The organism is Limosilactobacillus sp., from assembly GCF_022651205.1.
GTDB lineage: Bacteria > Bacillota > Bacilli > Lactobacillales > Lactobacillaceae > Limosilactobacillus.
On sequence record NZ_JALCQI010000022.1, the window covers coordinates 1 to 25663 of the forward strand.

29 protein-coding genes and 1 riboswitch are annotated in these 25663 nt (G+C 40.3%); of the genes, 15 read left to right on the plus strand and 14 right to left on the minus strand.

From position 1 onward, the window contains the following. Window positions 1-119: 119 nt before the first annotated feature. The gene (gene plsY / locus LKJ51_RS05425) at window positions 120-746 is read right to left on the minus strand and encodes a glycerol-3-phosphate 1-O-acyltransferase PlsY (protein ID WP_291979084.1); all 627 of its coding nucleotides are present in this window, start codon (window positions 744-746) and stop codon (window positions 120-122) included. 223 nt (window positions 747-969) lie between these two features. On the opposite strand from plsY, the gene parE reads away from it, so the two are divergent. The 5 genes from parE (at window position 970) to msrA (ending at window position 7835) form a co-directional block, all read left to right on the plus strand. Further along, window positions 970-3003 (plus strand): DNA topoisomerase IV subunit B, encoded by a 2034-nt coding sequence (parE, locus tag LKJ51_RS05430; RefSeq protein WP_291979085.1) that lies wholly within the window; start codon window positions 970-972, stop codon window positions 3001-3003. A 22-nt stretch (window positions 3004-3025) separates the two neighbouring features. After that, window positions 3026-5497, plus strand: a complete 2472-nt coding sequence (gene parC, locus LKJ51_RS05435) for a DNA topoisomerase IV subunit A (protein WP_291979086.1) — start codon at window positions 3026-3028, stop codon at window positions 5495-5497. Window positions 5498-5644: 147 nt separating this feature from the next. Next, window positions 5645-6580 carry a manganese-dependent inorganic pyrophosphatase gene (locus LKJ51_RS05440; RefSeq protein WP_291979087.1) on the plus strand — a complete coding sequence of 312 codons (936 nt, stop codon included), beginning with the start codon at window positions 5645-5647 and terminating at the stop codon, window positions 6578-6580. A gap of 90 nt (window positions 6581-6670) precedes the next feature. Next, window positions 6671-7168 carry a GNAT family N-acetyltransferase gene (locus LKJ51_RS05445; protein WP_291979088.1) on the plus strand — a complete coding sequence of 166 codons (498 nt, stop codon included), beginning with the start codon at window positions 6671-6673 and terminating at the stop codon, window positions 7166-7168. A 145-nt stretch (window positions 7169-7313) separates the two neighbouring features. Beyond that, window positions 7314-7835 (plus strand): peptide-methionine (S)-S-oxide reductase MsrA, encoded by a 522-nt coding sequence (msrA, locus tag LKJ51_RS05450; RefSeq protein ID WP_291979089.1) that lies wholly within the window; start codon window positions 7314-7316, stop codon window positions 7833-7835. Window positions 7836-8004: 169 nt separating this feature from the next. Here msrA and LKJ51_RS05455 read toward each other — a convergent pair whose 3' ends face one another. Then, window positions 8005-8796, minus strand: a complete 792-nt coding sequence (locus tag LKJ51_RS05455; RefSeq protein ID WP_291979090.1) for a 2-keto-4-pentenoate hydratase — start codon at window positions 8794-8796, stop codon at window positions 8005-8007. A 632-nt stretch (window positions 8797-9428) separates the two neighbouring features. On the opposite strand from LKJ51_RS05455, the gene LKJ51_RS05460 reads away from it, so the two are divergent. Together LKJ51_RS05460 and tpiA are read left to right on the plus strand one after the other, a co-directional pair. Continuing rightward, window positions 9429-10616, plus strand: coding sequence for an aminotransferase-like domain-containing protein (locus tag LKJ51_RS05460; protein WP_291979091.1), 1188 nt, complete (start codon window positions 9429-9431; stop codon window positions 10614-10616). 142 nt (window positions 10617-10758) lie between these two features. Next, on the plus strand, window positions 10759-11535 hold the full coding sequence (tpiA, locus tag LKJ51_RS05465) for a triose-phosphate isomerase (RefSeq protein ID WP_291979092.1): 777 nt from the start codon (window positions 10759-10761) through the stop codon (window positions 11533-11535). 52 nt (window positions 11536-11587) lie between these two features. Here tpiA and LKJ51_RS05470 read toward each other — a convergent pair whose 3' ends face one another. Genes LKJ51_RS05470 through amaP form a run of 3 tightly spaced genes read right to left on the minus strand, consistent with a single transcriptional unit; the run spans window position 11588 to window position 12766 of the window. Further along, complete coding sequence (locus tag LKJ51_RS05470) at window positions 11588-11992, minus strand: Asp23/Gls24 family envelope stress response protein (protein ID WP_291979094.1); 405 nt, start codon at window positions 11990-11992, stop codon at window positions 11588-11590. A 20-nt stretch (window positions 11993-12012) separates the two neighbouring features. After that, entirely contained in the window at window positions 12013-12204 is a 192-nt protein-coding gene (locus LKJ51_RS05475) for a DUF2273 domain-containing protein (RefSeq protein ID WP_291979095.1), read from the minus strand. Window positions 12205-12220: 16 nt separating this feature from the next. Beyond that, window positions 12221-12766, minus strand: coding sequence for an alkaline shock response membrane anchor protein AmaP (gene amaP / locus LKJ51_RS05480; protein WP_291979096.1), 546 nt, complete (start codon window positions 12764-12766; stop codon window positions 12221-12223). Between the two features lie 234 nt (window positions 12767-13000). On the opposite strand from amaP, the gene LKJ51_RS05485 reads away from it, so the two are divergent. Continuing rightward, window positions 13001-13540: a GNAT family N-acetyltransferase gene (locus tag LKJ51_RS05485; protein ID WP_291979097.1), complete on the plus strand. Its 540-nt coding sequence runs from the start codon at window positions 13001-13003 to the stop codon at window positions 13538-13540. 63 nt (window positions 13541-13603) lie between these two features. Here the strand turns inward: LKJ51_RS05485 and LKJ51_RS05490 are convergent, their stop codons facing one another. Together LKJ51_RS05490 and LKJ51_RS05495 are read right to left on the minus strand one after the other, a co-directional pair. After that, window positions 13604-13912, minus strand: a complete 309-nt coding sequence (locus LKJ51_RS05490; RefSeq protein ID WP_291979098.1) for a hypothetical protein — start codon at window positions 13910-13912, stop codon at window positions 13604-13606. A gap of 70 nt (window positions 13913-13982) precedes the next feature. After that, window positions 13983-15239: a chloride channel protein gene (locus LKJ51_RS05495; protein ID WP_291979099.1), complete on the minus strand. Its 1257-nt coding sequence runs from the start codon at window positions 15237-15239 to the stop codon at window positions 13983-13985. Window positions 15240-15474: 235 nt separating this feature from the next. Between LKJ51_RS05495 and LKJ51_RS05500 the strand changes: the two genes are divergently transcribed. Both LKJ51_RS05500 and LKJ51_RS05505 read left to right on the plus strand, forming a co-directional pair. Then, window positions 15475-16287: an Mbeg1-like protein gene (locus LKJ51_RS05500; protein ID WP_291979100.1), complete on the plus strand. Its 813-nt coding sequence runs from the start codon at window positions 15475-15477 to the stop codon at window positions 16285-16287. Continuing rightward, window positions 16284-16766 carry a PAS domain-containing protein gene (locus LKJ51_RS05505; RefSeq protein ID WP_291979101.1) on the plus strand — a complete coding sequence of 161 codons (483 nt, stop codon included), beginning with the start codon at window positions 16284-16286 and terminating at the stop codon, window positions 16764-16766. The genes LKJ51_RS05500 and LKJ51_RS05505 overlap by 4 nt, the downstream gene beginning before the upstream one ends. 58 nt (window positions 16767-16824) lie before the next feature. Here LKJ51_RS05505 and thiE read toward each other — a convergent pair whose 3' ends face one another. From thiE to thiM, 3 genes are read right to left on the minus strand one after another with little or no spacing between them, the layout of a single operon-like run. Beyond that, on the minus strand, window positions 16825-17469 hold the full coding sequence (gene thiE, locus LKJ51_RS05510) for a thiamine phosphate synthase (RefSeq protein ID WP_291980157.1): 645 nt from the start codon (window positions 17467-17469) through the stop codon (window positions 16825-16827). After that, entirely contained in the window at window positions 17459-18280 is an 822-nt protein-coding gene (thiD, locus tag LKJ51_RS05515) for a bifunctional hydroxymethylpyrimidine kinase/phosphomethylpyrimidine kinase (RefSeq protein WP_291979638.1), read from the minus strand. Before thiD ends, thiE begins: the two co-directional genes overlap by 11 nt. A 20-nt stretch (window positions 18281-18300) precedes the next feature. After that, complete coding sequence (gene thiM / locus LKJ51_RS05520) at window positions 18301-19083, minus strand: hydroxyethylthiazole kinase (RefSeq protein ID WP_291979639.1); 783 nt, start codon at window positions 19081-19083, stop codon at window positions 18301-18303. Window positions 19084-19189: 106 nt separating this feature from the next. Continuing rightward, window positions 19190-19279: riboswitch (TPP riboswitch) on the minus strand. A gap of 118 nt (window positions 19280-19397) precedes the next feature. Between thiM and LKJ51_RS05525 the strand changes: the two genes are divergently transcribed. Beyond that, window positions 19398-20183: a sulfite exporter TauE/SafE family protein gene (locus LKJ51_RS05525; protein WP_291979640.1), complete on the plus strand. Its 786-nt coding sequence runs from the start codon at window positions 19398-19400 to the stop codon at window positions 20181-20183. 90 nt (window positions 20184-20273) lie between these two features. On the opposite strand, the gene LKJ51_RS05530 is transcribed toward LKJ51_RS05525, so the two are convergent. After that, the gene (locus tag LKJ51_RS05530) at window positions 20274-21128 is read right to left on the minus strand and encodes a patatin-like phospholipase family protein (protein WP_291979641.1); all 855 of its coding nucleotides are present in this window, start codon (window positions 21126-21128) and stop codon (window positions 20274-20276) included. A gap of 65 nt (window positions 21129-21193) precedes the next feature. Next, the gene (locus tag LKJ51_RS05535) at window positions 21194-21463 is read right to left on the minus strand and encodes a LysR family transcriptional regulator (RefSeq protein WP_291979642.1); all 270 of its coding nucleotides are present in this window, start codon (window positions 21461-21463) and stop codon (window positions 21194-21196) included. Window positions 21464-21562: 99 nt separating this feature from the next. Here LKJ51_RS05535 and LKJ51_RS05540 point away from each other — a divergent pair, with 99 nt between their 5' ends. Next, entirely contained in the window at window positions 21563-22039 is a 477-nt protein-coding gene (locus LKJ51_RS05540; RefSeq protein WP_291979643.1) for a flavodoxin family protein, read from the plus strand. A gap of 235 nt (window positions 22040-22274) precedes the next feature. Here LKJ51_RS05540 and manA read toward each other — a convergent pair whose 3' ends face one another. After that, entirely contained in the window at window positions 22275-23240 is a 966-nt protein-coding gene (gene manA, locus LKJ51_RS05545) for a mannose-6-phosphate isomerase, class I (RefSeq protein WP_291979644.1), read from the minus strand. Between the two features lie 216 nt (window positions 23241-23456). Here manA and LKJ51_RS05550 point away from each other — a divergent pair, with 216 nt between their 5' ends. From LKJ51_RS05550 to LKJ51_RS05560, 3 genes are all read left to right on the plus strand, one after another. Further along, complete coding sequence (locus LKJ51_RS05550) at window positions 23457-23951, plus strand: prolyl-tRNA synthetase associated domain-containing protein (protein WP_291979645.1); 495 nt, start codon at window positions 23457-23459, stop codon at window positions 23949-23951. Between the two features lie 111 nt (window positions 23952-24062). Continuing rightward, window positions 24063-24248, plus strand: coding sequence for a hypothetical protein (locus LKJ51_RS05555; RefSeq protein ID WP_291979646.1), 186 nt, complete (start codon window positions 24063-24065; stop codon window positions 24246-24248). Window positions 24249-24476: 228 nt separating this feature from the next. Continuing rightward, window positions 24477-25133 (plus strand): glucose-6-phosphate 1-dehydrogenase family protein, encoded by a 657-nt coding sequence (locus LKJ51_RS05560; protein ID WP_291979647.1) that lies wholly within the window; start codon window positions 24477-24479, stop codon window positions 25131-25133. Window positions 25134-25379: 246 nt separating this feature from the next. On the opposite strand, the gene LKJ51_RS05565 is transcribed toward LKJ51_RS05560, so the two are convergent. After that, on the minus strand, window positions 25380-25559 hold the full coding sequence (locus LKJ51_RS05565) for a hypothetical protein (RefSeq protein ID WP_291979648.1): 180 nt from the start codon (window positions 25557-25559) through the stop codon (window positions 25380-25382). Window positions 25560-25663 lie beyond the last annotated feature (104 nt).

Sequence of the window (25663 nt, forward strand, 5' to 3'; positions counted from 1 at the left end):
CGTAGTTAGGCTCAAGTCCCTCAGTTAATTCCCGCGATTAGACTCTGTAAGTTCGGAGATCACTAAGTATATTTAAAGGGTGAGAAAAAACGTTTAGTTTTTTCTCACCCTCTTTCTTTTTATTTATGATGCTTTTGCTTTAAGTAATAAACAAGGCCAAAGCTTACTAGAGATTCTTTTCCAGTGACAATACGAATAATGTTGCTCTTATGCCGCCAGAGAACAAGGGCTGTTAAGATACCGGAAACACAGCTAAGCACTAAGTCATGTTCACAAAGAGCAATGATAAAAATAGATGTAATTCCAACGATACTAGCACAACTAGCCATACTAGTAAGAAGAAGTGTTGTAATAAAGATTGCGCATGCTAATGCAAAGAGTGGTGGGTTGTAGGCTAGCAATATTCCCGCGCTGGTTGCGACGGCCTTACCACCATGGAAATGATCAAAGACTGAAAAACTATGACCTAGTGACGCAAAGATACCGATTAGCAACGGATTGACTGAATGTGACATCCCCAAGAAATATGGCTGACTAGCAGCTAAGGTTCCCTTTAGCACGTCCATTAAAAGGACTACCACTCCTGCTTTTGGTCCTAATTCACGAAAGGTGTTGGTGGTTCCAATATTGCCGCTACCTAGTTGCCGAATGTCCTTATGGTAGAGCGTTTGACCGATCCATAAGCCAGACGGGATGGATCCTAGCAGGTAGGCGATAACCACCATTCCGATTATTTTAATTATCATTCAATTTACTCCTTAAAAATAACTACTCACCTAAGATAGCACGAAAACCTGCCAGAAGCCATAAAAGACACCAGTTTTTAAAATCGAGTTTGCAAACTGTTGATTAAATGAAGTATTATCGTTATTGTTAACGATTGTGATCAAAGGGTATTACAATCTAGTTCGAGTTACGATATAATATATTAGTCGAACTAATGTTCAAAATGGATAGGGAGGTCATTTCGTGACCACAAAGAAGGAAACATACGATGCATCTTCAATTCAGGTATTAAAGGGACTTGAGGCTGTTAGGAAACGGCCAGGGATGTACATTGGCTCTACAGATTCACGAGGATTACACCACCTCGTATACGAGATCGTTGATAATGCCGTGGATGAAGCATTGTCTGGATATGGCGATGAGATTAATGTCACGATTGGATCCGATAATTCAATTACTGTTCAGGATCATGGTCGGGGGATGCCGGTGGGAATGCATGCTTCTGGCAAACCAACTCCCGAAGTAATTATGACCGTTCTCCATGCCGGTGGTAAATTTGGTCAATCGGATGGGTACAAGACATCTGGTGGACTTCATGGTGTTGGGGCTTCGGTTGTTAATGCGTTATCAACCAAACTGACATTGACGATTGTTCGTGACCATGAACGTTACCAAGAAAAATTTGAAAACGGTGGGCAGCCAATTGGCACCTTAAAAAAACTAGGTCATACTAATGCTGGAAATGGGACCACAGTTTCATTTAAGCCAGATCCAAGTATTTTCACAACGACAGTTTATGACTATAACACCTTAGCAAATCGTTTAAGAGAATCAGCTTTTCTTCTCAAGGGAATCAAGATTGTCCTAACTGATAAACGGAATGGTCAAGAAAAGCAGGATGTTTTTCAATACAAGGATGGAATTCAAGAGTTTGTCGCCTACTTAAATGAGGGGAAAGATACCTTAGGCAAAGTTCTTTACTTCGATGGAAACCAGGATGGTGTTGAAGTAGAGGTTGCTGCCCAATATAATGATGGTTATTCAGAATCATTACTCTCATTTGTCAACAATGTTCGTACTCCTGATGGTGGAACGCATGAAGCTGGCTTTAGGAGTGCTTGGACAAAGACATTTAATGAGTATGCCCATAAGGTTGGTTTACTAAAGGAAAGGGATAAGAACCTTGAGGGTAGTGATGTTCGTGAAGGGTTGACCGCGGTTGTTTCTGTTCGGATCCCTGAACGGATTCTACAATTTGAGGGTCAAACCAAGGATAAGCTAGGGACGCCCGAAGCACGGAAGATCGTTGATTCAATAGTTAGTGAGCAGCTAGGTTATGCCTTAATGGAAAATGGCGATTTCGCTCAGATGCTGATTCGGAAGTCAATTAAGGCCCGTGAAGCACGTGAAGCGGCTCGGAAAGCTAGAAATCAGGCTCGTGGTGGAAAGCGCAAGAGCAGGAAAGAGCGTAATCTGTCTGGAAAACTAACCCCTGCACAGTCAAAAAATGCCAAGAAAAATGAGCTATTTCTGGTCGAAGGTGATTCTGCTGGTGGGTCAGCTAAGCAAGGACGAGACCGTAAGTACCAGGCAATTCTTCCATTACGAGGGAAAGTCCTAAATACGGAAAAAGCTAAGTTAGATGACGTATTAAAGAATGAAGAGCTGAATACAATTATTTATACTGTAGGTGCTGGTGCAGGCTCTGAATTTAACGTTGAAGATTCTAATTACGATAAGATTATCATTATGACTGATGCTGATGACGATGGGGCCCATATTCAAATCTTATTACTAACGTTCTTTTACAAGTACATGCGACCGATGATTGAAGCTGGCAAAATTTACATTGCTTTACCACCACTGTATAGGTTGCAAACGGGTCGGGGAGCAAAGACAAAGATTACCTATGCCTGGACCAATGATGAATTGACTGCATTAACCAAGAAGGCAGGCAAAGGCGCCCAGTTACAGCGGTTTAAGGGACTTGGTGAAATGAACGCTGATCAGCTATGGGAGACAACGATGAATCCCGAGACACGAACATTAATTCAGGTTCAAATTGAAGATGCTGAATTGGCAGAACGTCGAGTGACTACCTTAATGGGAAACAAGGTTGAACCACGACGAGAATGGATTGAGGACAACGTTCAATTTACTTTAAGTGATGATAAGGAGTCCGATGAATTAGTTGAAAACAAGGGACATTTACCAGGGCATAAGAAGCAATCAGTGAAAAAGACTGCTAAAGGCTTTAATCAAGAAGCACTTTTTTAGTTAACTAGAAAGGAATATTGTAGTGAGAGACGGTAAGATTGAAAAAATGACCCTAGAACAATTGATGGGGGATCGCTTTGGGCGTTATTCTAAATCAATTATTCAGGAACGGGCACTACCTGACATTCGTGACGGTTTAAAACCTGTTCAACGACGGATCCTATTTGCAATGAACAAGGATGGTAATACCTATGATAAGGGCTTTCGAAAGTCAGCAAAGTCCGTTGGGAATGTTATGGGTAATTTTCACCCGCATGGTGATAGTTCAATTTATGAAGCGTTAGTCCGTTTAAGTCAGGATTGGAAATTGCGGGAACCATTAATTGAAATGCACGGTAATAACGGTTCAATGGATGGTGATCCTGCAGCGGCAATGCGGTATACCGAAGCACGATTAAGTAAAATTGCTGGTTTAATGCTTCAAGATATTGATAAGGATACCGTTGAAATGACATTGAATTTTGACGATACCGAAAAGGAACCGACTGTTTTACCAGCTCGAATTCCTAACTTATTGGTAAATGGTGCAACAGGTATTTCAGCTGGATACGCAACGGAAATTCCAACCCACAACCTTAGTGAAGTGTTGGATGCATTAATTTATCTATTAAATAATCCATATGCTAGCTTGGAAAAATTAATGGAATTTATTCCTGGCCCTGATTTTCCAACTGGAGGAATTATTCAAGGAATTGATGGGATTAGAAAGGCATATCAAACTGGTCGAGGACGGATTGTTGTTCGGGCGAGAACTGAAATTGAAACACTTCGGGGTGGCCGTCAACAAATTAACGTGACAGAAATCCCGTATGAAGTTAATAAGGCACAGTTAGTTAAAAGGATTAACGATCTACGACTTGCAAAGAAGGTCGAAGGGATCGCTGAAGCTCGTGATGAAACTGATCGTAGTGGATTACGGATTGCAATTGAATTAAAACGCGGTGCCAATGCACAAGGGATCCTTAATTACTTACTTAAAAATACCGATCTGCAAATCAACTATAACTTTAATATGGTTGCGATTGATGACCAACGACCGATGCGTGTGGGCTTGAAACGAATCTTAACCTCATACTTGTCGTTCCAAAAGCAAATAATTCGTCGACGGACGCAATTTAACCTTAATAAGGCCCAGCATCGTCTTCATATTGTTGAAGGGTTGATTAAGGCTTTATCAATCCTGGATCAAGTAATTAAGACCATTCGTGGAAGCAAGAACCGCAAAGATGCTAAGCAGAACCTGATTAATCAGTACGACTTCTCTGAAGAACAAGCAGAAGCAATTGTTACTTTACAGCTTTACCGGTTGACTAACACTGATGTTACCGAATTAAAGGATGAACAACAGAAGCTAAATCAACAGATCGCTGAATTTCAATTAATTTTAACGAATGATCAAGAATTGGCTAACGTTCTCCGCAAAGAAATGTTGGCTATTAAAAAAGAATTCGGTAATCCACGGCGAACAAAGATCGAAAGTCATGTTGAAAAGTTGAAGGTTGATACCAAGGTAACGGTCGCAAAAGAAGATGTTGTCCTTTTAGTATCTCATGCAGGATATATTAAACGTTCAAGTGTTCGGTCGTTTAAAGCATCTCCAGTAGATGAAAATGGTCTTCGTGAAGATGATTATCCGATCTTGATTCAAGAGACGAATACTCTGGCGCACCTGTTTATGTTTACCAACTTGGGTAATGTAATATACCGGCCTGTCCATGAAATCACCGATGCTCGTTGGAAGGATACCGGTGAACACATTTCACAAACCATTGGCTTAGCAGAAAATGAACATATTATTAAGGCAATGGTATTTGAGAAACTTGACCAACCAGGAACAATCATTATGGGAACTAGTGATGGCCAGATTAAGCAATCGACATTTACCGATTACAAACCGGGAAGTCGTTATAAGAGCCGAACAACCACTGGAATTAAGTTGAAGAGTGCTGAAGCAAGGCTGGTTAGTGTAGACTATTACGAACCAACGGACAAGAATCGTTCACTTCTTGTAATTAGCCATGAAGGTTATGCGGTTCGTTTTGACGTTGCCGATGTTCCAGTTACCGGCTTAAGAACTGGAGGAGTTCGTGCCATTAATCTGAAAGACAATGACTATGCTACAGACTTTGTCCTTGTTTCTGACGATCAGAATCTAGCAATGATAACTCAACGAGGGGCGTTTAAGGAAATGGCAGGTTCAGAGGTTGAGATTGGTGCTCGAGCTCGTCGTGGGGAATTAGTAATTCACCGAATCAAGAACCATCCTCATAAGATTGTTGATTTCCTAGCTTACAATCCAGATGACCATGATGTTTTGGAGATTATTACCGATCGACCTGCTTTCCAAGATGTAGCAATTGATGATCATCACCTTGGCACTGCCAAATCAAATGGAACGTTTGTTATTGATACGGATACACAAGGGATTCCTGTAAAATTACGGTTGAAACAAGTTAATATTTTAAATGAGGAACCGGCAAGCCAAGAAAATTAATTAAATTTTTACCTATTTGCCAAATTTCATTGAGATATTTAACAAATATCCCACCAAGCAGGAACTTCCATGATAAAATAGAAAGCGTAGATTGTTTCATGTCTTAGCACCACTAAGACAATTTCGAAACAAACAGGAGGAATTTTAATGAGTAACAAAGAATTAGTTTTTGGTCATCAGAATCCAGATACTGATGCGATTACAGCTGCAATGGCCTTCTCATACTTCCAGAACCAATTAGGTTATGAAACGGAAGCTGTTGCTCTTGGTGAACCTAACGATGAAACAAAGTATGCCTTAGATCACTTTGGAATGAAGGCACCTCGTGTCGTTAAGACCGTTTCAAATGAAGTTGACAAGGTTATGCTTGTTGACCACAACGAACCACAGCAAAGTGTTAGTGATCTTGATAAGGTTACCGTTACTCACTTAGTAGATCACCACCGAATTGCTAACTTTAATACTGCTCAACCATTATGGATCACTGCTCGTCCATACGGTTGTGTAAGTACAATTATTACTGAGTTATTCCAAGAGAAGCATATTAATATTCCAGCTAACCTTGCAGGAATGATGCTTTCAGCAATTATCTCAGATACCTTACTTTTAAAGTCACCTACGACAACTGATCATGATCGTGAAGCTGTTAAGTACTTGGCAAAGGTTGCTGGTGTTGAAGATTACGAGAAGTACGGAATTGACATGTTAAAGGCTGGTACTAACATCGCCAAGAAGACTGATAATGAAATCGTTGATGGTGATGCTAAGACCTTTGAACTTGGCGGTACTAAGTTACGAATTGGCCAAGTTAACACTGTTGATCTAGATGATGTATTCTCTCGTCAAGCAGATCTTGAAAAAGAAATGCACAACTTGATGGACCAAAACGGTTACGAAACCTTCGTACTAATGGTTACTAATATCTTAAACAGTGATACTGATCTACTCGTAGTTGGTGACCATACTGATGTCGTTGAAAAGGCATTTGGTAAGAAGCTTGATAACAAGCGGATGAATTTGCCAGGTGTTGTTTCTCGGAAGAAGCAAGTTGTTCCTCCATTGACAGATGCTTTTGAAGGCTAAGTTATTAATTAATAGTATGTAAAGATAGTTCCTAGTGATTGATTACGTTTAATTACTAGGAACCATTTTTATATACTTCAGGAGGGTTATATGAGTTTACACTTTATTAAAGCAAGTCATGAAGACTTACCGCGAATTGTTGAAATATATAATCAAATTATTCCCTCGCGACTAGCAACGGCCGATCTTGAACCAGTTTCTGTTGCGGATAGGGAGAATTGGTTTGCTTCATTTACCGCTACACATCCGCTTTGGGTAATTAAAAATGATCACAATCAAATTATTGGTTGGGTTGGTTTAGAGCCTTTTTATGGACGTCCAGCCTATGAACATACTAGTGAAATTGCAATTTATATTGACCAAAACGCTCGTCACCAAGGTGTTGGCAGACAGGCACTTAATTTTGTTATCAATCAACTTCCCCATCTGGGGATTTCGGCAATTGTTGCCTATATTTTTGGTCATAACCTTCCAAGTCTGAAGCTCTTTAAGAAATATGGCTTTAATGAATGGGGTAAATTGCCACGAGTCGCGGAGTTAGACGGAATTCAACGTGACCTAATCATTATGGGAAAGCGATTTGATTAAAAGAAATCTCATTTATTTTTAATTTTTGAAAATTTATGATAAAATATCTGCCAATAAGTAATGAATACCAATATGGATTTAGTTAAAGATGGCAGAGACTATTTTTACTAATGTCGTTGCGGTAATTCGAAAGAGGTTGATATATATGAGTTTAGACACAGCGATCTTTGCAGGCGGTTGTTTTTGGTGCATGGTGCAGCCATTTGATACGTATCCCGGCATTAAATCAGTAGTTTCGGGTTATACTGGTGGGCACGTGCCTAACCCGACTTATGAACAGGTTTGTTCAGGAAAGACAGGTCACACGGAAGCGGTTAAGATTACTTTTGACCCAGATGTTATTTCATATGATGATCTGGTAACAATCTATTGGCATCAGACTGATCCAACTGATGCAATGGGGCAATTCCAGGATCGTGGCGATAATTATCGACCAGTTATTTTTGTTAATAGCCCTCAACAACGCGAAATTGCTGAAAAGTCAAAGGCAGCGCTACAAGCGAGTGGTCAGTTCGGAAATGATAAAATCGTTACTCAGATTGAGGATGCCCAACCGTTCTACCCTGCCGAGGATTACCATCAGGACTTTTATAAAAAGGATCCTGAACGGTATTCTCTTCAAGAAGCAGGTGGCAGAGAAAAGTTTAAGCAGGAACATTGGAATTAAAATGCAAATAGTGGGTTGTGATATAAGTTACATAACCTAGATGAAATACAAACAACGCAGTACACAAAGGGGGCTTCAGTGTTCGGATTTTCCGAGCACTGAAGCCCCCTTTACAAGATTATGATGCTTATTAATACATTAAGGTATTATTTTTCATTCAACCATCCCCTTAATTAACATTTAACTCAACATTTCCAAGCTGATGGTCAAATTTAACTTGCCAATGTCCTTCCTTAAGATGCGGTGGTAAGACAAAGGTCCCCGAAGAAACTAATTGTCCTTCTTTGAATTGCTTTCCCTGGCTTTCTAGCTTTTGTACTAGCCATTGGAGCGATTTGAGAGGGTTGCCAAGGACTTCTTTAGAGCTTCCCTCATCAAGCTTCTGTTCGTTAAGAAATAGCTGTGCTTCAACCGTTGCAACATCGTTAACATCATTAAAGACTTTTGTTGATGGGAATTCGTCGCCATAAACAACCAGTCCGCCGACAGCACAGTCAGACATGACGTTGTATTTGCCAAGGCTAGGGAACCAGTCCTTAAATCTGGAATCAGGGACTTCAAGTGCACCTGCGACTGTTGTCTTTTTCAAGAGATCCTCCAATGAATCATTTGCCGTTAGGTCTGTTGTTGCCCTAAAAGCCAATTCGACTTCTACTAATGGTTCCATTAAACTACTTAAATTCACAGTGGAAGGGGCAGGGAGAAAGCGACGGTTTACCTGTTGCCCATATAGTGGTGAATCCGCTGCAAACATTTCCTGAGTCTGTTTGCTTGTTAGCGAAACTTTATATCCACCAACAGGCACTCCCTTTAGTTTCATTACCTGATCCTGGACGGCATATGCGGTCTCATCGTCCTTAACGACACCTTGCCAATCCGTTTCAAGCAGTGGCTTGCCAGTTACAGATGCTTTGTAAAGAGCAGTTGCAAATTCTTCTTGCTTAGCGTTTAGTGTTGTCATAATCAATTCCTCCAAACGTCTTTAGTTGTGCTCTCATCGCCATAAAGAATGCCAACACCGATGAGAATCATGATTTTCTTTAATCCTAATGTTACTAATGTCGCTAATATCACTATCTTGCATAATTCTCACCTCACTAAGTCATATTTCAAAGTAAACAAAAAGCCCTTCAAGCATCTCGATTATTGATGCTTGAAGGGCGACGTTGCCGCGGTACCACCTTCATTTATGGAGATCTTCCACCTTAAACCAGACGAATTATCTGGAGCCAGGGTAATGGTCGGCAGCCAGGCACTCTTACTTAATTCAGAAGCCAATTCACAGGGGATAAACAGATTAACCAACATTGCTTAGTTCACACCAACCACTAAGTCTCTGAACTAGTTAGCTAATTTACTTCCTGTTCGCTATTTTTGGAATGTTTACATTTGATGTTTCTCATCTTACTCATTGAATTATAATTTGTCAATATAAAAATAAATTTTATTTTTTGCTTAAAGGTCCTTATATGAAGAAAATAATTTAACGAATCGTTATTTTTACTGTTTGGATAATTAAGGGTTCACAATTTGAATTTTATATTGTAAACTACTCAACAATTACAAAATGATTAAAAGCAAGGAGTGGTCACTATGTTTAAATTTTCAAAAAGAGTTCCTGCGGATGGTACAGATGCAGTTGGGGCAATCCTCAAGGCAGCTGCCGATCCGAAGATTATTTCCTTCGCGGGTGGCTTACCAGCTCCTGAATTATTTCCAGTTGCGGAAATGAAAAAAGCAACTGATAAGGTTTATGATGAATATGGACGCCAAGCTCTTCAATATGGAGCCGCTAAGGGAGTAACTGAACTTCGTGAATTAATCCTTAAGCGAGTTAAGGAAAAAGAAAAAGTTGATGCAAATTTAGAAAACGTCATGGTAACAACTGGTTCTGAACAGGCAATTGATCTGGTTGGTAAGGCATTCGTTAATCCAGGAGATACTGTTTTAGTTGAGGAACCGACTTACCTATGTGCTTTGGACGTTTTCCGTTCATATGGAGCTAATTTTGTTAGTGTTCCAATGGATGATGACGGAATGAAGATGGATGCCTTAGAAGAAGCCTTGAAGGCTCATCCAGAAACTGCATTAATTTATACAGTACCAAACTTCCAAAACCCGACTGGACGAACGATGCCAGCAGAACGACGAAAGAAGTTTGCTGAACTGGCTGCTAAGTATGATGTCCCAGTTCTTGAAGATAACCCATATGGTGATATCCGGTTTGCAGGAGAACATGTTCCTTCTGTCAAATCATTCGATAAGGCTGGTAAAGTCTTTTACATGAGTACGTTCTCGAAGATCCTTGCACCTGGTTTCCGGTTAGGTTGGCTAGTTGCCGATCCAAAGGTTATTGAAAAGTTGACTGTATTAAAGCAGTCTGCCGATTTGCATACCGATAACTTGGTACAATATGTGGTTGCTGAATTCTTTAAGGAAAATGATGTTGACGCCCACGTTAAGGAAATCAGTGCCCTTTATGGCAAGCGGAAGCAGCTAATGATTGATGGAATTAAAGAATACTTCCCGAAGAATGTTAAGTATACCGATCCAGAGGGTGGAATGTTCTTGTGGGTTGAGGTTCCAGGTGTTACCGACACTGTTGAGCTCTTTAAGCAGTGTCTTGAACATAATGTCGCTTTTGTACCTGGTGATCCATTCTTTGCTGGTAAGCCGCAACCGGGAACGTTCCGCTTGAATTACTCCAATATGCAAGAAGACCAAATCAAAGTTGGATTGAAGCGCCTTGGTGAAGCATTGTCTCAAGCGCTTGAGGCATAAGATAAACCTTATTAGCAAATCTAATGGGAATGTTTAACATTTCTATTAGGCTTGCTTTTTTATTTCTTTTCATACTATCAATATAATTGTAAAATATAAGGAGATTAAGAGAGCAGGGATCATCAAAGAAAGGGTTATAACCATGCGAAAACCATTTATTGTTGCTAACTGGAAGATGCACAAGAACGTTAAGGAGTCCGTTGACTTCGTTAAGCAAATCAAGCCAAAATTACCTGATCCAAAGAAAATGGAAGTTGGAATTGCTGCACAGGCATTTTCGCTTCCAAGTATGGTTGAAGCAGCAGGAAAGTCGGGGTTGAGAATTGTTGCGCAAAATGCTGCAGCAGAATATTCGGGGCCGTATACCGGTGAAATTAGCCTTCGTGGTTTGGCAGATGCCGGAGTGTCGTATGTCATGTTAGGCCACATTGAACGGCGCCGATTATTTGGTGAAACCAACGCTAGTGTACATAAGAAGGTTCAAGCAGCTCTTCAACGAGGGGTAACGCCAATCATTTGTACAGACGAAACAATGGTTCAACAGGTTGTTAATGATGAGATTCATTATGTCTTTCATCAATTAATGACCGTTCTTCATGGGGTTTCATTAGATCAAATTAAGCGGGTAGTGATTTCCTATGAGCCAAGTTGGGCCGTGGGTGCTGGTCAACATGCAAATCCAACGTTAGCAGAGGAGGGTTGTCGACTAATCCGGCAGACCATCGCTGAATACTACAGTTATGAAATTGCCGATAAGATCCGGATCTTGTATGGTGGAAGCGTCAATCCAAACAACATCAAGGACATTATCAATAAACCCGATATTGATGGTGTATTAATTGGTCGGGCAAGTTTAGATTTAGATAACTTCCTTAAAATGATATCTAATGCTCAGTTAACCCTAAAAGAAGAAAAATAAATCCAAAAAGGTTCCTGGTACTCGATTTGAATACCAAGAACCTTTTAACGTTTTACTTAGGGTCATCATCCTTTTTGAGTTCTTCACGGGTCTTAACGTCATTAACGTGAAGCTCAAATTTTACTAACTTTAGTCCTGTCATTTTATCTAACGCACTATCTACTTCCTTACAAACGGCTTCGAAAATTTCTGGGGCACTTTTACCATATTCGATTGTTGCATCCATTTTAATTGCAACCTGTTTTTCACCAACGTCAGCATTGATTCCCTTGGTCATATTGCTACCGGATGACACCTTATCAGCAAATTCTGAGAACATGTTACCATCCAGTGAAATAATTCCAGGAACACGGGTAGCAGTGATCCCAGCAATTTTCTCAATTACAGAATCATCAAAAGTTAGGTGACGGTCAACATTGGTCTTAGTGGTGTTTAGGTTAGTGTTTGTAGTTGTCATAAGTAATTCCTCCTTAGAAATTATTCGGCAAGTTTAGCACTTAATTTATTAATGATCCCTTTGAAAGAGAAGCCAATGAGGTCGAGTGTGAGGCCAAGTAGAGCAAAGATTACTGTGGTGAACAAGATGGCTAACGATGGCCAAAATCCCCATACAATCCAGCTAATGCTTAGTACTAGTCCCGTAATTGCACCAATGAGAACAAATTTCATTGTGATCCCTCCTTAACTAAACGACTGTAACAGTTTTCTTGTGACTATAGGGTTCTAATCTTACCTGTAATTTTCGTAGTCCTATGGCAAAGTTGCGTTGCAAATCATTCTCAATTGTGTCAGCTAAAGAGTTTTTCAGTAATTCAGGATCCGACTGTCCAGAAAGCATCCCCGAAACGGTTACATCAGCTTCTTGACGATTCTTCAGCATTTTAACCTTAGTTGTGGGGTTATATAAGCCAAAGTTCGATAAACTAAGCCGAATGCTTTTCTCAACAGCTGCCTTATCTACCGAAATATGACGAGCACCATCGCGAGCAATTACTAGTTGCTTACTTGTCGATGGGCGGAAGATTGAACTTCCGATCACGATTATTGCCATCAAAATGATGTAGCTTGCTAAGCCAATAATCGTGTATTGTCCGGGGGTGGTTAACAGCCAATGGTTAATTTCTAATGTCCACGGTTCGTGACGGAAGATCAAAAGTAAGATGACAATTCCACCGATTAGTCCTTGGACTAGCATTGCAAGTGTTATCCACCATTTTTTCCAATTGGCCATTGGTAAATCACTCCTTTCGTGTCTTGTGCGGGTTTTCTTTTTGAATGTCTTAACTTTAACATGGTTGAAAGGGCTTTACAGTAAATTACTGGTTGATGTAAGGGTTTCTTATACGGGTGATCATTGATTCTTCACAGGTATCTACAGATGGGGTATAAAATTAGTGAAAGAGAACAATTCCGTTAGAGAATCTGCTATGATTAAATTGAAGTTATTTTAATTGGGGATGGGAACATGTTAATTAAAAAGGCAACCCAAAAGGATTTGGAGACAATCCTAACTATTCTCCGTGACGGCCGTAACCAATTGGCCGAACGGGGTGTTGATCAGTGGCAAGGAGATTACCCGAACGCTCAGCATATTCAAGAAGATATTGATAATGGTTATGCATACTTGGTTAATTCTGATGATGAATTGACCGTTGGGGCAGTTGCCATTGTAGATTCACCGGATCACGTTTATGACCATATTAATGGGGAATGGTTAATTAATACAGAAGATTACGTCACTATTCACCGGGTAGCAATTCATTCTAGTCATGCTGGTAAGGGGTATGCATCAAAACTCTTTATTAGCGTGATTGATTATTTGGAAAAGCAGCGGCCAGATGTAAAGTCGATTCGCTTGAGTACAAACGAGAATAACTTGGTGATGCAACATATCGCTGAAAAGAACGGTTTTCAAAAGGTCGGCACAATGCCTGGAGCATACCGTCCTGAAGAACTTTCATATGTTTATGAGTTATTAACCCAAACTCACGCATTAGCTGGCTAGTCCTTCTTAGAGCAAAAAAATAAAGACCTGAAATTCAATTTACGTGAATTTCGGGTCTTTTAATTACTTATTGATTTGCTGAGCGTAGTTTCGAGCATTATAGAGCTCATAAACGATAATAGTCTCAATTAGAGTAATAATGCAGATTAAGAGGAACGTATACATTTCAGGAAGGATGAAGAGGAGAATCAGTAGGATCCAAGAAAACCAACTCCATTGAGTTTCAATCTTGACAACCCGCTGAACTCGCTTTGTCGGGGTGACCCTTCCAGAACGTTGAAAAATGTCACGAATTTGTGCGAACCACTTAACCTCGAAGAAGCTCTCAATCATAAAAATAACAATTAAAGTCATTAGGTAAATATGTGCCATCTTTTAGACTCCTTTAAGCATGGTGCCAAGTTAAGTTTATCTGTTTCCAGGGCAATAAGCAAACATCATGTTACTTAGCGATTTTTGAATTTACCCACCGGGAAACCGCAATTGAAAGAGCAACACCGAGTGCCAAGGGGATGAAGGCAGTAAAGTTTAAATGACAAACTTCAAATAACATAAACATTGCCATAAGTGGCGCTTGTTGAGACGCGGTTAAGAAGTAAGCTGCACCAAGGACTGCACATTGGGTGATTGTCACTCCTGGCATGATCTGAACATAGACCATCCCCAAAAAGACGCCAATAACAGCACCTAAGGAAATTGATGGCGTTAAAATCCCACCATAAGCACCACTTTTAATACTGAAAAGGGTAACAAGAGCTTTGGCAACAAAACCAAAAAGAAGTGCTAAAATAACATTCTTGTTAATGGTAGTGGTATTCATTGCTAATTGCGCTAAGCCACGACCATTTCCCATTATTTGGGGGTAAAAAGCAGCGACAGCTCCGGTAATAATTCCCATTAATGGCAATTGATAAAGGACGTTTTTCGTGACAGCACGGTTAGCACTTGCTTTTTTAACACCAAGCTTAAAATAAGCGCCAACGATCCCAAGAAGGGGCGCAAGGATAATTACTATTGGCAAAATTCGGAGTGAAGGAAAGTTTTTCGAACCGACAATGTAGTATGGCTTATATCCCTTAACGATAGAACCAATTAAAGTGGCAATAACAGACATTGTTAAACTAACCGCAACCACTCTGGCATTTACTTTCTTATAGAGGAGTTCAATCGCAAAGACAGCACCAGTAATTGGCGCAATATATACTCCAGAGAATCCAGCACCCGCAGCACAAGCAATCAACATTTTCTGGTCTTCGGGATCCAATTTAAGGTAGCGATTATTTGCAAAATGTCGTTCCCACTTTTGGGCAATTGCGGCACCAGCTTCTCGAGGTGCTAATTCCCGACCGATGGAGTTCCCAGTCCCAACATAAAAGATCTGAGTAACAACATGTAACAGTGTCTTTGCCAGCGGCATTGTTTTACCGTTAATCGCCTTACTAATTCCCACTGGACGATAGTTTTGCTGGAGGAAGTACCATATAATAGCCGCAATTATAGAACCAATAAAAACAGAGATGAATCGGTGCCCTGGCCCAACAAAGATGTCAACAGGGATCCGATTACTCTCTTCAAAATTAAGAAAGTATTTTTCTGATAAATCCAAAAGAATACTTAAAAGTAATGAACTAGTCCCCACAATTACGCCCAGAACAACGGTCGCGATGATTAAGGGGACATTTTTCGAAATTGACTTCATTCTTTTCTCTCCCATGTATATTAATACCTCGTTAGTTTATAACACCAGGCCCTAGAAATAAAGTCTATCAATAGAATTGGTCAAATTAGGTGTATGATAAAAGAAAAACGATCTAGGTGAGATGAAATGAATAAGCAGCCAACCAAAAAGGATGCGATTATGCTAATCATTGTTGCTTTAGCTGTAGTAACGATCCAGGGAATCTGTATACAGTTAGCTAAGTAGGTGAAGGCAGATGACGGATTTAAAGGAACAATCATTGACCGATTGGCAACGGGTTCAGTTAGCTCAGCTTGAATACCATAATTGGCAACCTGGTCAAGACGTTTTACTACCAGATGGCTTACAAATTGGTGAAGTTGTAAAGGTCATTAAGACTGATAATGGCTTTCGCGCCACCATAGTTCAATCGCTTAATCCTCGGAAAATGATTGTTCTATTTCGTGGCTCGTCCGGAGTGCGGAAGGGTGATCCGACAACCTGGACCAATGAATGGCTCCGGGTTAACCTTCCCATTGGTAGCGCAATTATTAACCAGGTACCCGAGGTCCCGCAAGAATTGTGGACAGCTAGTAAGAAATTTAACCAGCTATTAGTCGACTACTCCCAAAAGACATTTTCACTCTATGGGCACTCGCTTGGTTCAATTAATGCTCAGTTCGCCTTAGCTAATTGCTGTTATCCTGAGCAAATTAACCATGCTTATCTTTATGAGGGGCCAAATCTTTATTGGCTTTTGGATAAGGAGCAGCGAAAGAAAACTACCCTCCTCCGTTGCCAAATATTTAATTACATTGATCCTCTTGATGTAATAGCGTTGGGATATATTGATATGGAGCATACAATTGGGCTATTAAGAATTGTTGATTCATCAATGACAAGTCCAATTAATCAGCACATGTGGGGCGGGTATCGGTTTGATGCTAATCAACATTTACTCTTAAAAAATGACTTTTGGTGGAATCAGCGGGCGATAATTGACCAGCGATTGATTTCAGCAGTTCACCAATTAAGTCAACAGGATTTTGAAAGGGGAGGTAAGAGATGAACTCACCATTTATGGACGATGCAGAGATTAAATTTGGTAGTGGTCGACTATCATTAGCAGAAGTGGATGCTTTCTTTCGGACGATGCCATATGAGCTTGACTACATTAACGCGGATTGTAAGTATGTTTGGTATTCACCAAATAATCGGGATGATGATCGATTACAGCAACGCTTGAACCATAATTTCCTTGGTTGCCACTCGAAAAGGGTTATCTCGATGGTAAAAAAGGTCGTAGAAATGCTGCGATCTGGTGAACGGGATGTTGTGGAATCACCACAAGTAAGTCACGGAAGACGAATCCTAATTCGTTATTATGCGATCCGACGTCCTACCGGTAAATTTCTTGGTGTTTTGGAAGTTACGGAAGATGTAGAACATATTTGTCAGTTAGCTGAAAGTCATACTTATGAGCGTGGGATTGTTGATGGCCAGGTGGTCGATGGCGTCTCTTCAGCATCAATTAACGAAAATAAATAAAGCATTTGTTAACGACAGCAGGAGTATACCTTTACTGACATTGCAAATGCTTTTGTATTTAATAGAGTTGACGAATTCTTTTAACCGTTGCTGTAATGTCCTGACTACCAAGAATCATTGAAATCATTGATAATCCACTAACACCAGTATTAAGTACTTCACTAATATTATCTTGAGCTAGACCGCCGATTGCAACCAGCGGGTGACTGCTAAGACTATTCAGTTCCTCAAGCTTATTGAGACCTAATGCAGGATCGGCATCTGGCTTTGAATTAGTTTTAAAGACTGGACCACAACCGATATAATCAACTTCTGGAATTTGATTTGCTTCTTTGATTTCAGCGTCCGTATTGCATGAATAGCCAATCATTAGCTTATTAGCTGCTTCCTTAATAACTTGATGAATTTGTTCATCATCTTGTCCGACATGAACACCATCAGCACCAACGCGAAGGGCCATTTGCACATCATCGTCAATAAAGATTGGAACCGAATACCGTTCTCCCATTTCGACGAGCCGGCGGGCCATGATTAGTTGGGCAGCATCTGTCATGGTTGAACTATCCTTTTCACGGTATTGGAATGCCGTGATTCCGGCATTCATGGCTTCTTCGACTTTGGCTAAGAATTCATATGAATCATGGTGAGTATCTTGAGTGCCGCCAACGAGGTATACTTGTAACATTTTAGGATCAAATTTCATTGTGATCACTCCTTATCTTTGCCCAATGATTTAATGGACCATGACCATGCCCGACGTTAATTCCTTGTTTGATCGTTGCTTCAACATATGCTTTGCCAATTCGAAGTGCTTCCTCCATTGACTTACCCTTAGCCAATTCAGCAGTAATACAAGATGAGATGGTATCACCGGTCCCGTGAGTATTTTTTGTTTGCTTACGCTTAGAAGTTAGCCAGAATGACTGGCCATTCTCTAATAATACGAAATCATTAGCTTCATCGTCGCTGGAGAAATGTCCGCCCTTAACAAGAACGTTCCTGGCCCCGAGTGATTGAAGTTGCTTTCCTGCAGATTCCATATCTTCCTCAGTAGTAATCTTTATCTGAGTTAATTCCTCTGCTTCAGGAAGGTTAGGGGTGACTAGGTCGGCAAGTGGTAGTAATTGATCACGAACCACCTTAATTGCGTCATCACTTAGTAGTTTAGCACCACCTTTAGCAATCATCACGGGATCCACTGTTAATGGGCCAAAGTCATATTGCTTTAAGTTGTTGACGACGGTTTCTACTCGCAGTGGATCGGCAAGCATTCCAGTTTTACATGCGCGAATTTTAAAGTCTGCGGCTAAGGAGGCAAATTGTTCATCAATTAATTTTGCTGGCATTGGGAGAGCATCTTGAACACCAAGGGTATTTTGAGCCGTTACTGCGACTACAACCATCGTAGCAAAGACACCACGCATTTGCATTGTTTTGAAGTCGGCCGAAATACCAGCTCCACCACCAGAATCTGTACCAGCAATCGTTAATGCTTGGGGAAAATCATTTGTCATTGTTATCAAGCTCCTTTAATTTACATAATCGAGGGAATGTCGGCTGAACTAATTGTCGTTAATTCATCCATTAGTTTAATTTGCCACTGACCAAATCCAGACGACTCTCTAGTTGCTTTAACTCCTGCTGCAGTGAAAATTTTTATTGCGGTACAGGCAGCTGCGTAAGAATCGTTAGAAACAGCTAAGAATGCGGCAATAATACTGGAAAGCATATCGCCACTACCAACATTAGTCGCAAAATAAGGTGTTGAAAGTTGATTAGTAAAATCATGTTCGCAATTAGTCATAATATCCGTCTGGCCAGTAAGAATGACGATACAGTGATATTTTTTAGCAACTTTTCTTGCAATTTCATGAATATCTGCTTGACCAGAACCAGCATCAATCCCTTGTGAATTCCAGTCAGCGTTGGCAAGTGTCGCAATTTCACCTGCATTACCGCGAATAACGGTAAAGTGATAATTTTGGAGAAGGCCTTTTGCAAAAGTTAGTCTGTATCGGCTAGCACCAATGGCGACTGGGTCAAGGACTACGGGTTTTTGTTGGGCCTGATTTTTTCTCAAAACGGCGGTGACTTCATTTGCCTGCTCTGCGTTTATTGTTCCCAGATTAATGGTGATTGCGTCAGCCAGTGTCACCATTTCAGTCGCTTCTTGTGGAGCAAGTGACATAATTGGTGAAGCGCCGATCGCACTTACCGCGTCAGCAACTTTAGCCGGAGTTACCGTGTTGGCAATTGTTAACACGATCGGGTTGTTCTGGCGAAGCTTTTCCAGGAGATTTAGTTGTAATTGGACCAAATTTTTCACTTCCTAATGAAAATTTAGATTAAAGCGATTCACTGGATAAAATAAAGGATCCCACAAATGCTAAAGAAGCACTGGGGACCCACCATTTTATTTATGATTTAGTCTGATCGAATCTTCCTCCGCTGGTGTTAACCAGGTCAGGTTCAATGGGTATCATCTCAGCCATACGGCACCCCAGATAACGAATTAATCTTAACTTGATTATACAATTGTGTTAGGGCAAATTCAAACTACTAAGGTATTTAGATTATTAGTCAAGCGTTGTACAATAAGACTGTTTTGACTTTACGGATAGGAGAAGAATAATGTCTGGAATTACTTTTTTTACGGTACTCGTTATTATTGGTGTCCTAGCAGGAATCGTTAGTGCGGCAGCCGGACTTGCCTCGCTAATTTCATACCCAGCGCTATTAATGATGGGATTGTCGCCAGTAATGGCTAATGTTACAAGTGCATGGTCAACGGTTGGAAGTGCCTATAGTTCAATTGTGGCGTCAACTAAGGAACTCCGCCATGACCGAAAACAAATGTGGTTGATTATCCCCCTCGTATTTGTTGGCGCTGTTATCGGTGCTCTTCTTTTGTTTGCACTACCAGGGAAATTGTTTCAAGAGTTGGTACCATTCTGCATTGCCGTTGCGGGAATTATTTTGATGTTTCCACATCGAGCACGTCAGGGTAAAAAAATGATGGCAGCTAATACGCAATCGTTAAGCCGTCATCGCTTGTACACCGGTTTAACAGTAATCGGTGTCTTCCTGGTAGGAATTTATGCTGGATACTTTAATGCCGGTGCTGGGGTAATGATGTTGACTCTACTGTCTGTCGTTAACCGTCAGAAGAGTTTTGCCGTTAATAATGCGCTAAAGAACGTTGCCATGACAGTCACTAACACAATTGCCGTAATTATCTTTGCCTGTGAAACGACAATTAAGTGGAATTACGTGATTCCATTATTTATCGGTAATATTGTTGGGGGGATTTTAGGACCGATCATTGTTCGTCACTTGCCAGGAAGGTTAATGCAGATCCTGGTCGGTATTGGTGCACTCATTTTGGCGGTTTCTTTAGTTGTCCGTAATTTAATGTAAACAGAAAAATCGGTTAGGGAAAGGAAATGATTCCAGTTACCTAACCGATTTTGATCTTTATATATATTCTGAGTGACTCTATAGTATTGTTTAAGCATTAAGATAGTCAATTAGCTTTGGTAATAATGCCTTAGCCTCTTGTTGACCAGTTTCGTATAATTGGCGAATCTTTTTAACATTACTCTCAACTCGGCCAACCTTAACCGGGTTTTGTGGAGCGATATTAAAGACCTGACCATCTCTTTCAAGGTGTTCAATTTCAGCAATTTGCTGGTTGTAGACTTCTGGACGAGAAATTCCCGCTTCGGCAAATTGCGGATAATCCTTAAAATACCGTCGATATAATTGCCGTATTGGTCTACTCGAAGGTTTCTTCCGGTAGCCAACATCGCGGGTACGAACAATCACAATCTTATTGTAGCCTTGTTCTTGAGCAACATCGAAAGGAATCGAGTCGGCAATTCCGCCATCGAGACACAGACCATCTGGGGTTGGCGCTGGATCCATCATGAATGGCATGGAGCAGGACGCAATTAAAACTTTGGTTAGTTGTTCGCCAGTTAGATCCGTGAATAATGCTTTTTTACCGTCTTGGAGCTTAGTGGCAACAGCGGTAAAGTGGGAAGCAGATCTGATATAAGCGCGCTCATCAAAGTTTCGCCAAGAAAGGCCGTGATCTTCAAATAGGTAATCCATGTTAATCACCTTTTTCTTGAAGAGCCTGGTCATTGAAATATAATCGCGGTCATGGCGATGATTGATGTTAATGTTGGCTGCTCGTCCATACTGCTTTGCTACAAAGTTAACCCCGTTTAATGAACCGGCTGAAACACCAATGACGCTACTAAATTCGATGTGGTTAGCTAAAAGCATGTCACATACTCCAGCGGTATATTGGCCCCGAAAAGCGCCACCTTCAAGGACTAACGCTGCATTATATAGCATTCTGCTCACTCCTTAAATTTGTTACTAAATTATTGTAAGTTGATAATAGCGATAAATTCAACCCTTTATTGTTCTTCTGCAAAATTTGCAAACTCTTGAAGAAACTTTTCCATCACAGGGGTAACAACGATGTTCTTTCGCCATGCAAGGACATGGCCAGTTTCTTTATGTGGAGAAAAGGGGATAAATGTTAATTCTGGATCGTGGAATGAATTAACGATTCCTTCAATTCCCAGCATATAATAATTGCCAGCCTTAAACAGTTCGTAGGCGTTGTTAGGCAAATTATTTGTTTGTGCTACAGTTAAGAAGTACTTGATTACTCTCGTATCCATAAAAATTCCTCAATTCGGATAATAAATATATAATTAGTTTAAGTCAAAATCTAAATAATACAAATTAAAACGATTGGGTTAGAGAAGGGAAGATCATCAATGGCACGAAATGTATTAATCTTATACTATTCACAATTCGGTAATACGGCTAAACTTGCTACATCAATTCACAGAGAAACGGGTGCGGATATTCTTCGACTCCGGGTTCCTGATGATTACTTTCCTGATGACATGGAGGAAACTGATAAAATCTTTAAACGAGATAATAAGCTTGGACAACTGCCACCGATTGTAACTAAATTACCTAATATTCAGTACTACGATACGATTTTAATAGGGGGCCCGGTTTGGGACGGTAAAGTGGCATCACCAGTTATAAGTCTTTTGAAAATGATAGTTAATTATCAAGGGAAGGTTGCACCGTTTAGTATCGGCTGGAGTGATACCGGAAATTACCAAGCAGACTTTATCGCCCATGCGGGTAAATTAAATGTAGTGAGTGGCTATCATGTATTAACTCACGCTACTCCAAAATTTAGTTCTGCTTCTTTAGCGTCATGGTTGCGGAAACTATAATTCAGATATTGAATGATTTGCCAATTATAATAAGTATTATACATAATAGGATCCTTTATGTAAGCTATAGGTAATAAATAAACTGTAGCTTTCAAGGAAGGAATTCGATATGGCTAAAAATGAAGAATCTGTTAATGATGAATATTATAATTAGCTGGACGATTAGAAACGAAAAGAGCTGTCAGATTGTATATCAATCTTGATAGCTCTCTTTTAGTTATTAGGTTAAATTAAATTATTCTACCGATTCTGAAGCAATGATCAGCATCTTACCTTCTAATTGCCACTCATTAATGGTTGCTGGCATTAGAAGGTGAACACCCTTCTTTAGTGGATATGTTTTACCATCAGCAGTTAATGTCCCTTCGCCATCAATGATAGATATCAGAGTGTACGGACCATGTTCATGCTTTCGTGTTAATTTACCATTTACATTCCACTTGTAGACACTAAAGAATGGTGAATCAGGTTGGGTGATTAGGGTAGTAACTTCAGAGTCGCCGATCTTTTCTGAAGTAATATGCAATTCGGGTTCTTTAAACGGAACAGTAGTAACGTCAATTGATTGCTTCAAGTGTAAGGCACGTTTCTTCCCGGTCTTCTTATCAACCCGATCATAGTCGTAAATCCGGTAAGTAGTGTCGGAACTTTGCTGAGTTTCCAGAACAACAATTCCCTTGTTAAGGGCATGGATGGTGCCTGATGGAACGTAAACAAAGTCACCAGTCTTAACCGGCTTTTTATCAAAGAGCTTTTGCCATTCATGATTATTAATCATGTCTTTAAGTTCTTCCCGGGTTTTAGCCGTGTGACCATAGGTTAGGTAAGCTCCCTTATCGGCATGAATAACGTACCAACATTCTGTTTTTCCTAGTTCGTGCTCGTGTTCTTCAGCGTATGCATTATCGGGGTGGACCTGAACTGAGAGGCTTGCTTCGGCATCGAGGATCTTAGTTAGTAGTGGGAAAACCTTTGATTTTGGATTACCAAATACTTCAGGATGCTTGGCGTAGACATCAGGAAGCAGTTGTCCCTTAAATTCACCGTTTTCGATTACGTTAGGTCCATGGGGGTGACCGGAAATTGCCCAACATTCCCCAATGGTTCCATCTGGAATATCGTAATTAAAATCTTCGGCTAACCGACGGCCTCCCCAAATCTTTTCGTGAAAGACTGGCTTTAGGAATAATGGTTCTGTCATAACTATCACTGTCCTTTGATTTAACTTGAAGCACTTAATTATAATATTTGTTAAGTAAAGCGCTTTCCAAATAACATTTTAGCAGTCTTTACTGGGAAAAGCGAATTAATTCGACAATTTTAAGTAAATTATAGGCAAAGTTATCATTGCCTTTAAGCAAACGCTTTCTTTGACATGTTATACTAAATATAACTATTTATGATGGTGGTGAAGATCATGACAGAAGGAACATATGAACAAGTAATTAATGAACTTCAACGATTGGGGATTAAGTACGGAATGGTTGACCATCCCGCAGCTGAAACGACTGAAGAGGCGGACAAGTACATTGAAGGTCACGAGGGTGTTCGGACAAAGACGATGTTTCTTAAGGGGAAAAAGAAACATTTCTATTTAGTGGTCATGGACGATAAAAAGCCGATGGACTTTAAGAAGTTTCAAGAATTAACTGGTGCCAAACGAGTATCGATGGCCCGTCCAGACGATTTGAAAGAACAACTAGGTTCCCATGCTGGTGTGGTTTCACCATTTGGCTTGATGAATAATGAGGAGCACAACATTCAAGTGTATTTTGACAAGGACATGCTGGATGAAGATCCTATCTTGACATTCCATCCGAACGTCAATACCCATACAATTTTTATTAAAACTACTGATTTGATGAAGTTTATCAAAGAACAAGGCTTTGAGCCGGAAACTATTGATTTATAGTTAAAAGGATGAGTGCAGCCTAAAATAGAGCTTTAGTAGTTGGAATTACTGAAGCTCTATTTTATGGTAAAATGCGAAAAAATAATAAATATATGAGAAAGGGGGGTAATCATGACGCAAATTCAATTGCTTAAATCACCATTTGAAATTGGTAAATGCGGATTCAATAAGAAGGAGATGGTTAAACAGGTTGCCAGGTTTTATCAGTCAGTTCCTTTTTACCGGTCAACCCCATTGCCTAGTCTCAAAAATTATGCTCAATCTAATCAAATCGGTGCATTATACACAACGCTTTAGTGATCGCTTGAAGGCCTTTAGCGACTGGTGGATTATATGCGATGGCTTGCTGCATTGCGAATCGGGCGTTGCCGCATTTACCTTTGTTAATGCGGCCTTAAAGGATCAGCCACTTCGCCAACAGCTGAGATTAACTACGTCATCGCGCGTGCTAGTAATTAACACTGGAGGTGATACCGATGAGCAAGTTTATCGCGATATTATTAATCACTGACAAGGGGAGTAACAATGACCGCCTTAACGGAAGAAATGTATCAAATCTTTGACCAACCAGAGTTTTCATTTAAAAAGATTAAAGAGCATCATTCACAGACCGAAGTCGACCAATTAAAGACTCAATTTAAGGCTGTCTGGCAAACTTGGAAGGCAGTTAACCAGCAGGTTGCCAGTCAACTACCAGCCGGAAAATTTGCAAAAGTTCATGTAGAAAGTTGGACCAATGGGTGGAACCTCCGTGACCACTACTGGGCGGCATATCGTTTAGCTAGTCTGGCTGACGCTAATCCTTGTATTGGTGTTATGCTTGACCGTAAACAATTGCAAGTTTATTTAATGTTTCAGCATTATAAAAGTGAGCAGCGCCGAGGAACACCAGCCGAATATAATCAATTATTGGCAGTCATTTCGGCATGGGCGGATAATCGTGACCTACATTCTTGGTATTTGTGGGATAAAAATGAAATGGAATTTACAGATCATTTACCGTTAGCCGAATATTTAACAGATGCTGAAAAACAAATGCAGTTTAATCGGGAAGCAAGTCAAACTAGCTTCTTACTTGGGAAGTTTGCTTTTCGTAAGCAGGACCAAGTTGTTAACATGGAAGACTACATTTTAACGGCAATTAGTGAATTGGTACCACTATATGAAAAATTGCAGAATTAATTAAAATAACGGGCCCATAGCCGAGTGCTATGAGCTCGTTTATTTTTCGTTTAATCTAGTCTAGCGATGTCAATAAGCGTTGGGTAAATAACTTAGCGACTTTAGATTGGAGGACATTCTTTTTCCAAATAATATTTGTTGATTCAGATATAGCTGACGAAAGTGGACGGAAGGTAAGGTCGCTATTATTGGAAGTATTGAGAAGATTATTAAAGGTAAGCATATATGCATTACCCTGTTTGACCATTAATTCCGCATTAAAGGCCAAGGTGTCAGTACCGATAATGTTAATTTTGCGGTCGGTATTCCCCCACCAATCTTGGAAACGATGTTCTTCAAGTGCTGCTCCGAAACCAGCAGTGGGAGTCCAACCAGATCGGCAGGAGTAATTGCGGCTTTTTGAGTCAGCGGGTCATCTTTTGGCAAGATTAATGCCTTAAGAAGCTAAAGGGTGACAACAAGGAATTAGTGATTGTCCCTAGCGCAACTCACACTGACTTGTAGGATGGTGGCGATCATGATTACATTCC

Coding starts and splice junctions, on each gene's coding strand:
- plsY (WP_291979084.1), bottom strand. CDS start 746: ATGATAATTAAAATAATCGGAATGGTGGTTATCGCCTACCTGCTAGGA.
- LKJ51_RS05440 (WP_291979087.1), top strand. CDS start 5,645: ATGAGTAACAAAGAATTAGTTTTTGGTCATCAGAATCCAGATACTGAT.
- LKJ51_RS05445 (WP_291979088.1), top strand. CDS start 6,671: ATGAGTTTACACTTTATTAAAGCAAGTCATGAAGACTTACCGCGAATT.
- msrA (WP_291979089.1), top strand. CDS start 7,314: ATGAGTTTAGACACAGCGATCTTTGCAGGCGGTTGTTTTTGGTGCATG.
- LKJ51_RS05455 (WP_291979090.1), bottom strand. CDS start 8,796: ATGACAACACTAAACGCTAAGCAAGAAGAATTTGCAACTGCTCTTTAC.
- LKJ51_RS05460 (WP_291979091.1), top strand. CDS start 9,429: ATGTTTAAATTTTCAAAAAGAGTTCCTGCGGATGGTACAGATGCAGTT.
- tpiA (WP_291979092.1), top strand. CDS start 10,759: ATGCGAAAACCATTTATTGTTGCTAACTGGAAGATGCACAAGAACGTT.
- LKJ51_RS05470 (WP_291979094.1), bottom strand. CDS start 11,992: ATGACAACTACAAACACTAACCTAAACACCACTAAGACCAATGTTGAC.
- LKJ51_RS05475 (WP_291979095.1), bottom strand. CDS start 12,204: ATGAAATTTGTTCTCATTGGTGCAATTACGGGACTAGTACTAAGCATT.
- amaP (WP_291979096.1), bottom strand. CDS start 12,766: ATGGCCAATTGGAAAAAATGGTGGATAACACTTGCAATGCTAGTCCAA.
- LKJ51_RS05485 (WP_291979097.1), top strand. CDS start 13,001: ATGTTAATTAAAAAGGCAACCCAAAAGGATTTGGAGACAATCCTAACT.
- LKJ51_RS05490 (WP_291979098.1), bottom strand. CDS start 13,912: ATGGCACATATTTACCTAATGACTTTAATTGTTATTTTTATGATTGAG.
- LKJ51_RS05495 (WP_291979099.1), bottom strand. CDS start 15,239: ATGAAGTCAATTTCGAAAAATGTCCCCTTAATCATCGCGACCGTTGTT.
- LKJ51_RS05500 (WP_291979100.1), top strand. CDS start 15,475: ATGACGGATTTAAAGGAACAATCATTGACCGATTGGCAACGGGTTCAG.
- LKJ51_RS05505 (WP_291979101.1), top strand. CDS start 16,284: ATGAACTCACCATTTATGGACGATGCAGAGATTAAATTTGGTAGTGGT.
- thiE (WP_291980157.1), bottom strand. CDS start 17,469: ATGAAATTTGATCCTAAAATGTTACAAGTATACCTCGTTGGCGGCACT.
- thiD (WP_291979638.1), bottom strand. CDS start 18,280: ATGACAAATGATTTTCCCCAAGCATTAACGATTGCTGGTACAGATTCT.
- LKJ51_RS05525 (WP_291979640.1), top strand. CDS start 19,398: ATGTCTGGAATTACTTTTTTTACGGTACTCGTTATTATTGGTGTCCTA.
- LKJ51_RS05530 (WP_291979641.1), bottom strand. CDS start 21,128: ATGCTATATAATGCAGCGTTAGTCCTTGAAGGTGGCGCTTTTCGGGGC.
- LKJ51_RS05535 (WP_291979642.1), bottom strand. CDS start 21,463: ATGGATACGAGAGTAATCAAGTACTTCTTAACTGTAGCACAAACAAAT.
- LKJ51_RS05540 (WP_291979643.1), top strand. CDS start 21,563: ATGGCACGAAATGTATTAATCTTATACTATTCACAATTCGGTAATACG.
- manA (WP_291979644.1), bottom strand. CDS start 23,240: ATGACAGAACCATTATTCCTAAAGCCAGTCTTTCACGAAAAGATTTGG.
- LKJ51_RS05550 (WP_291979645.1), top strand. CDS start 23,457: ATGACAGAAGGAACATATGAACAAGTAATTAATGAACTTCAACGATTG.
- LKJ51_RS05555 (WP_291979646.1), top strand. CDS start 24,063: ATGACGCAAATTCAATTGCTTAAATCACCATTTGAAATTGGTAAATGC.
- LKJ51_RS05560 (WP_291979647.1), top strand. CDS start 24,477: ATGACCGCCTTAACGGAAGAAATGTATCAAATCTTTGACCAACCAGAG.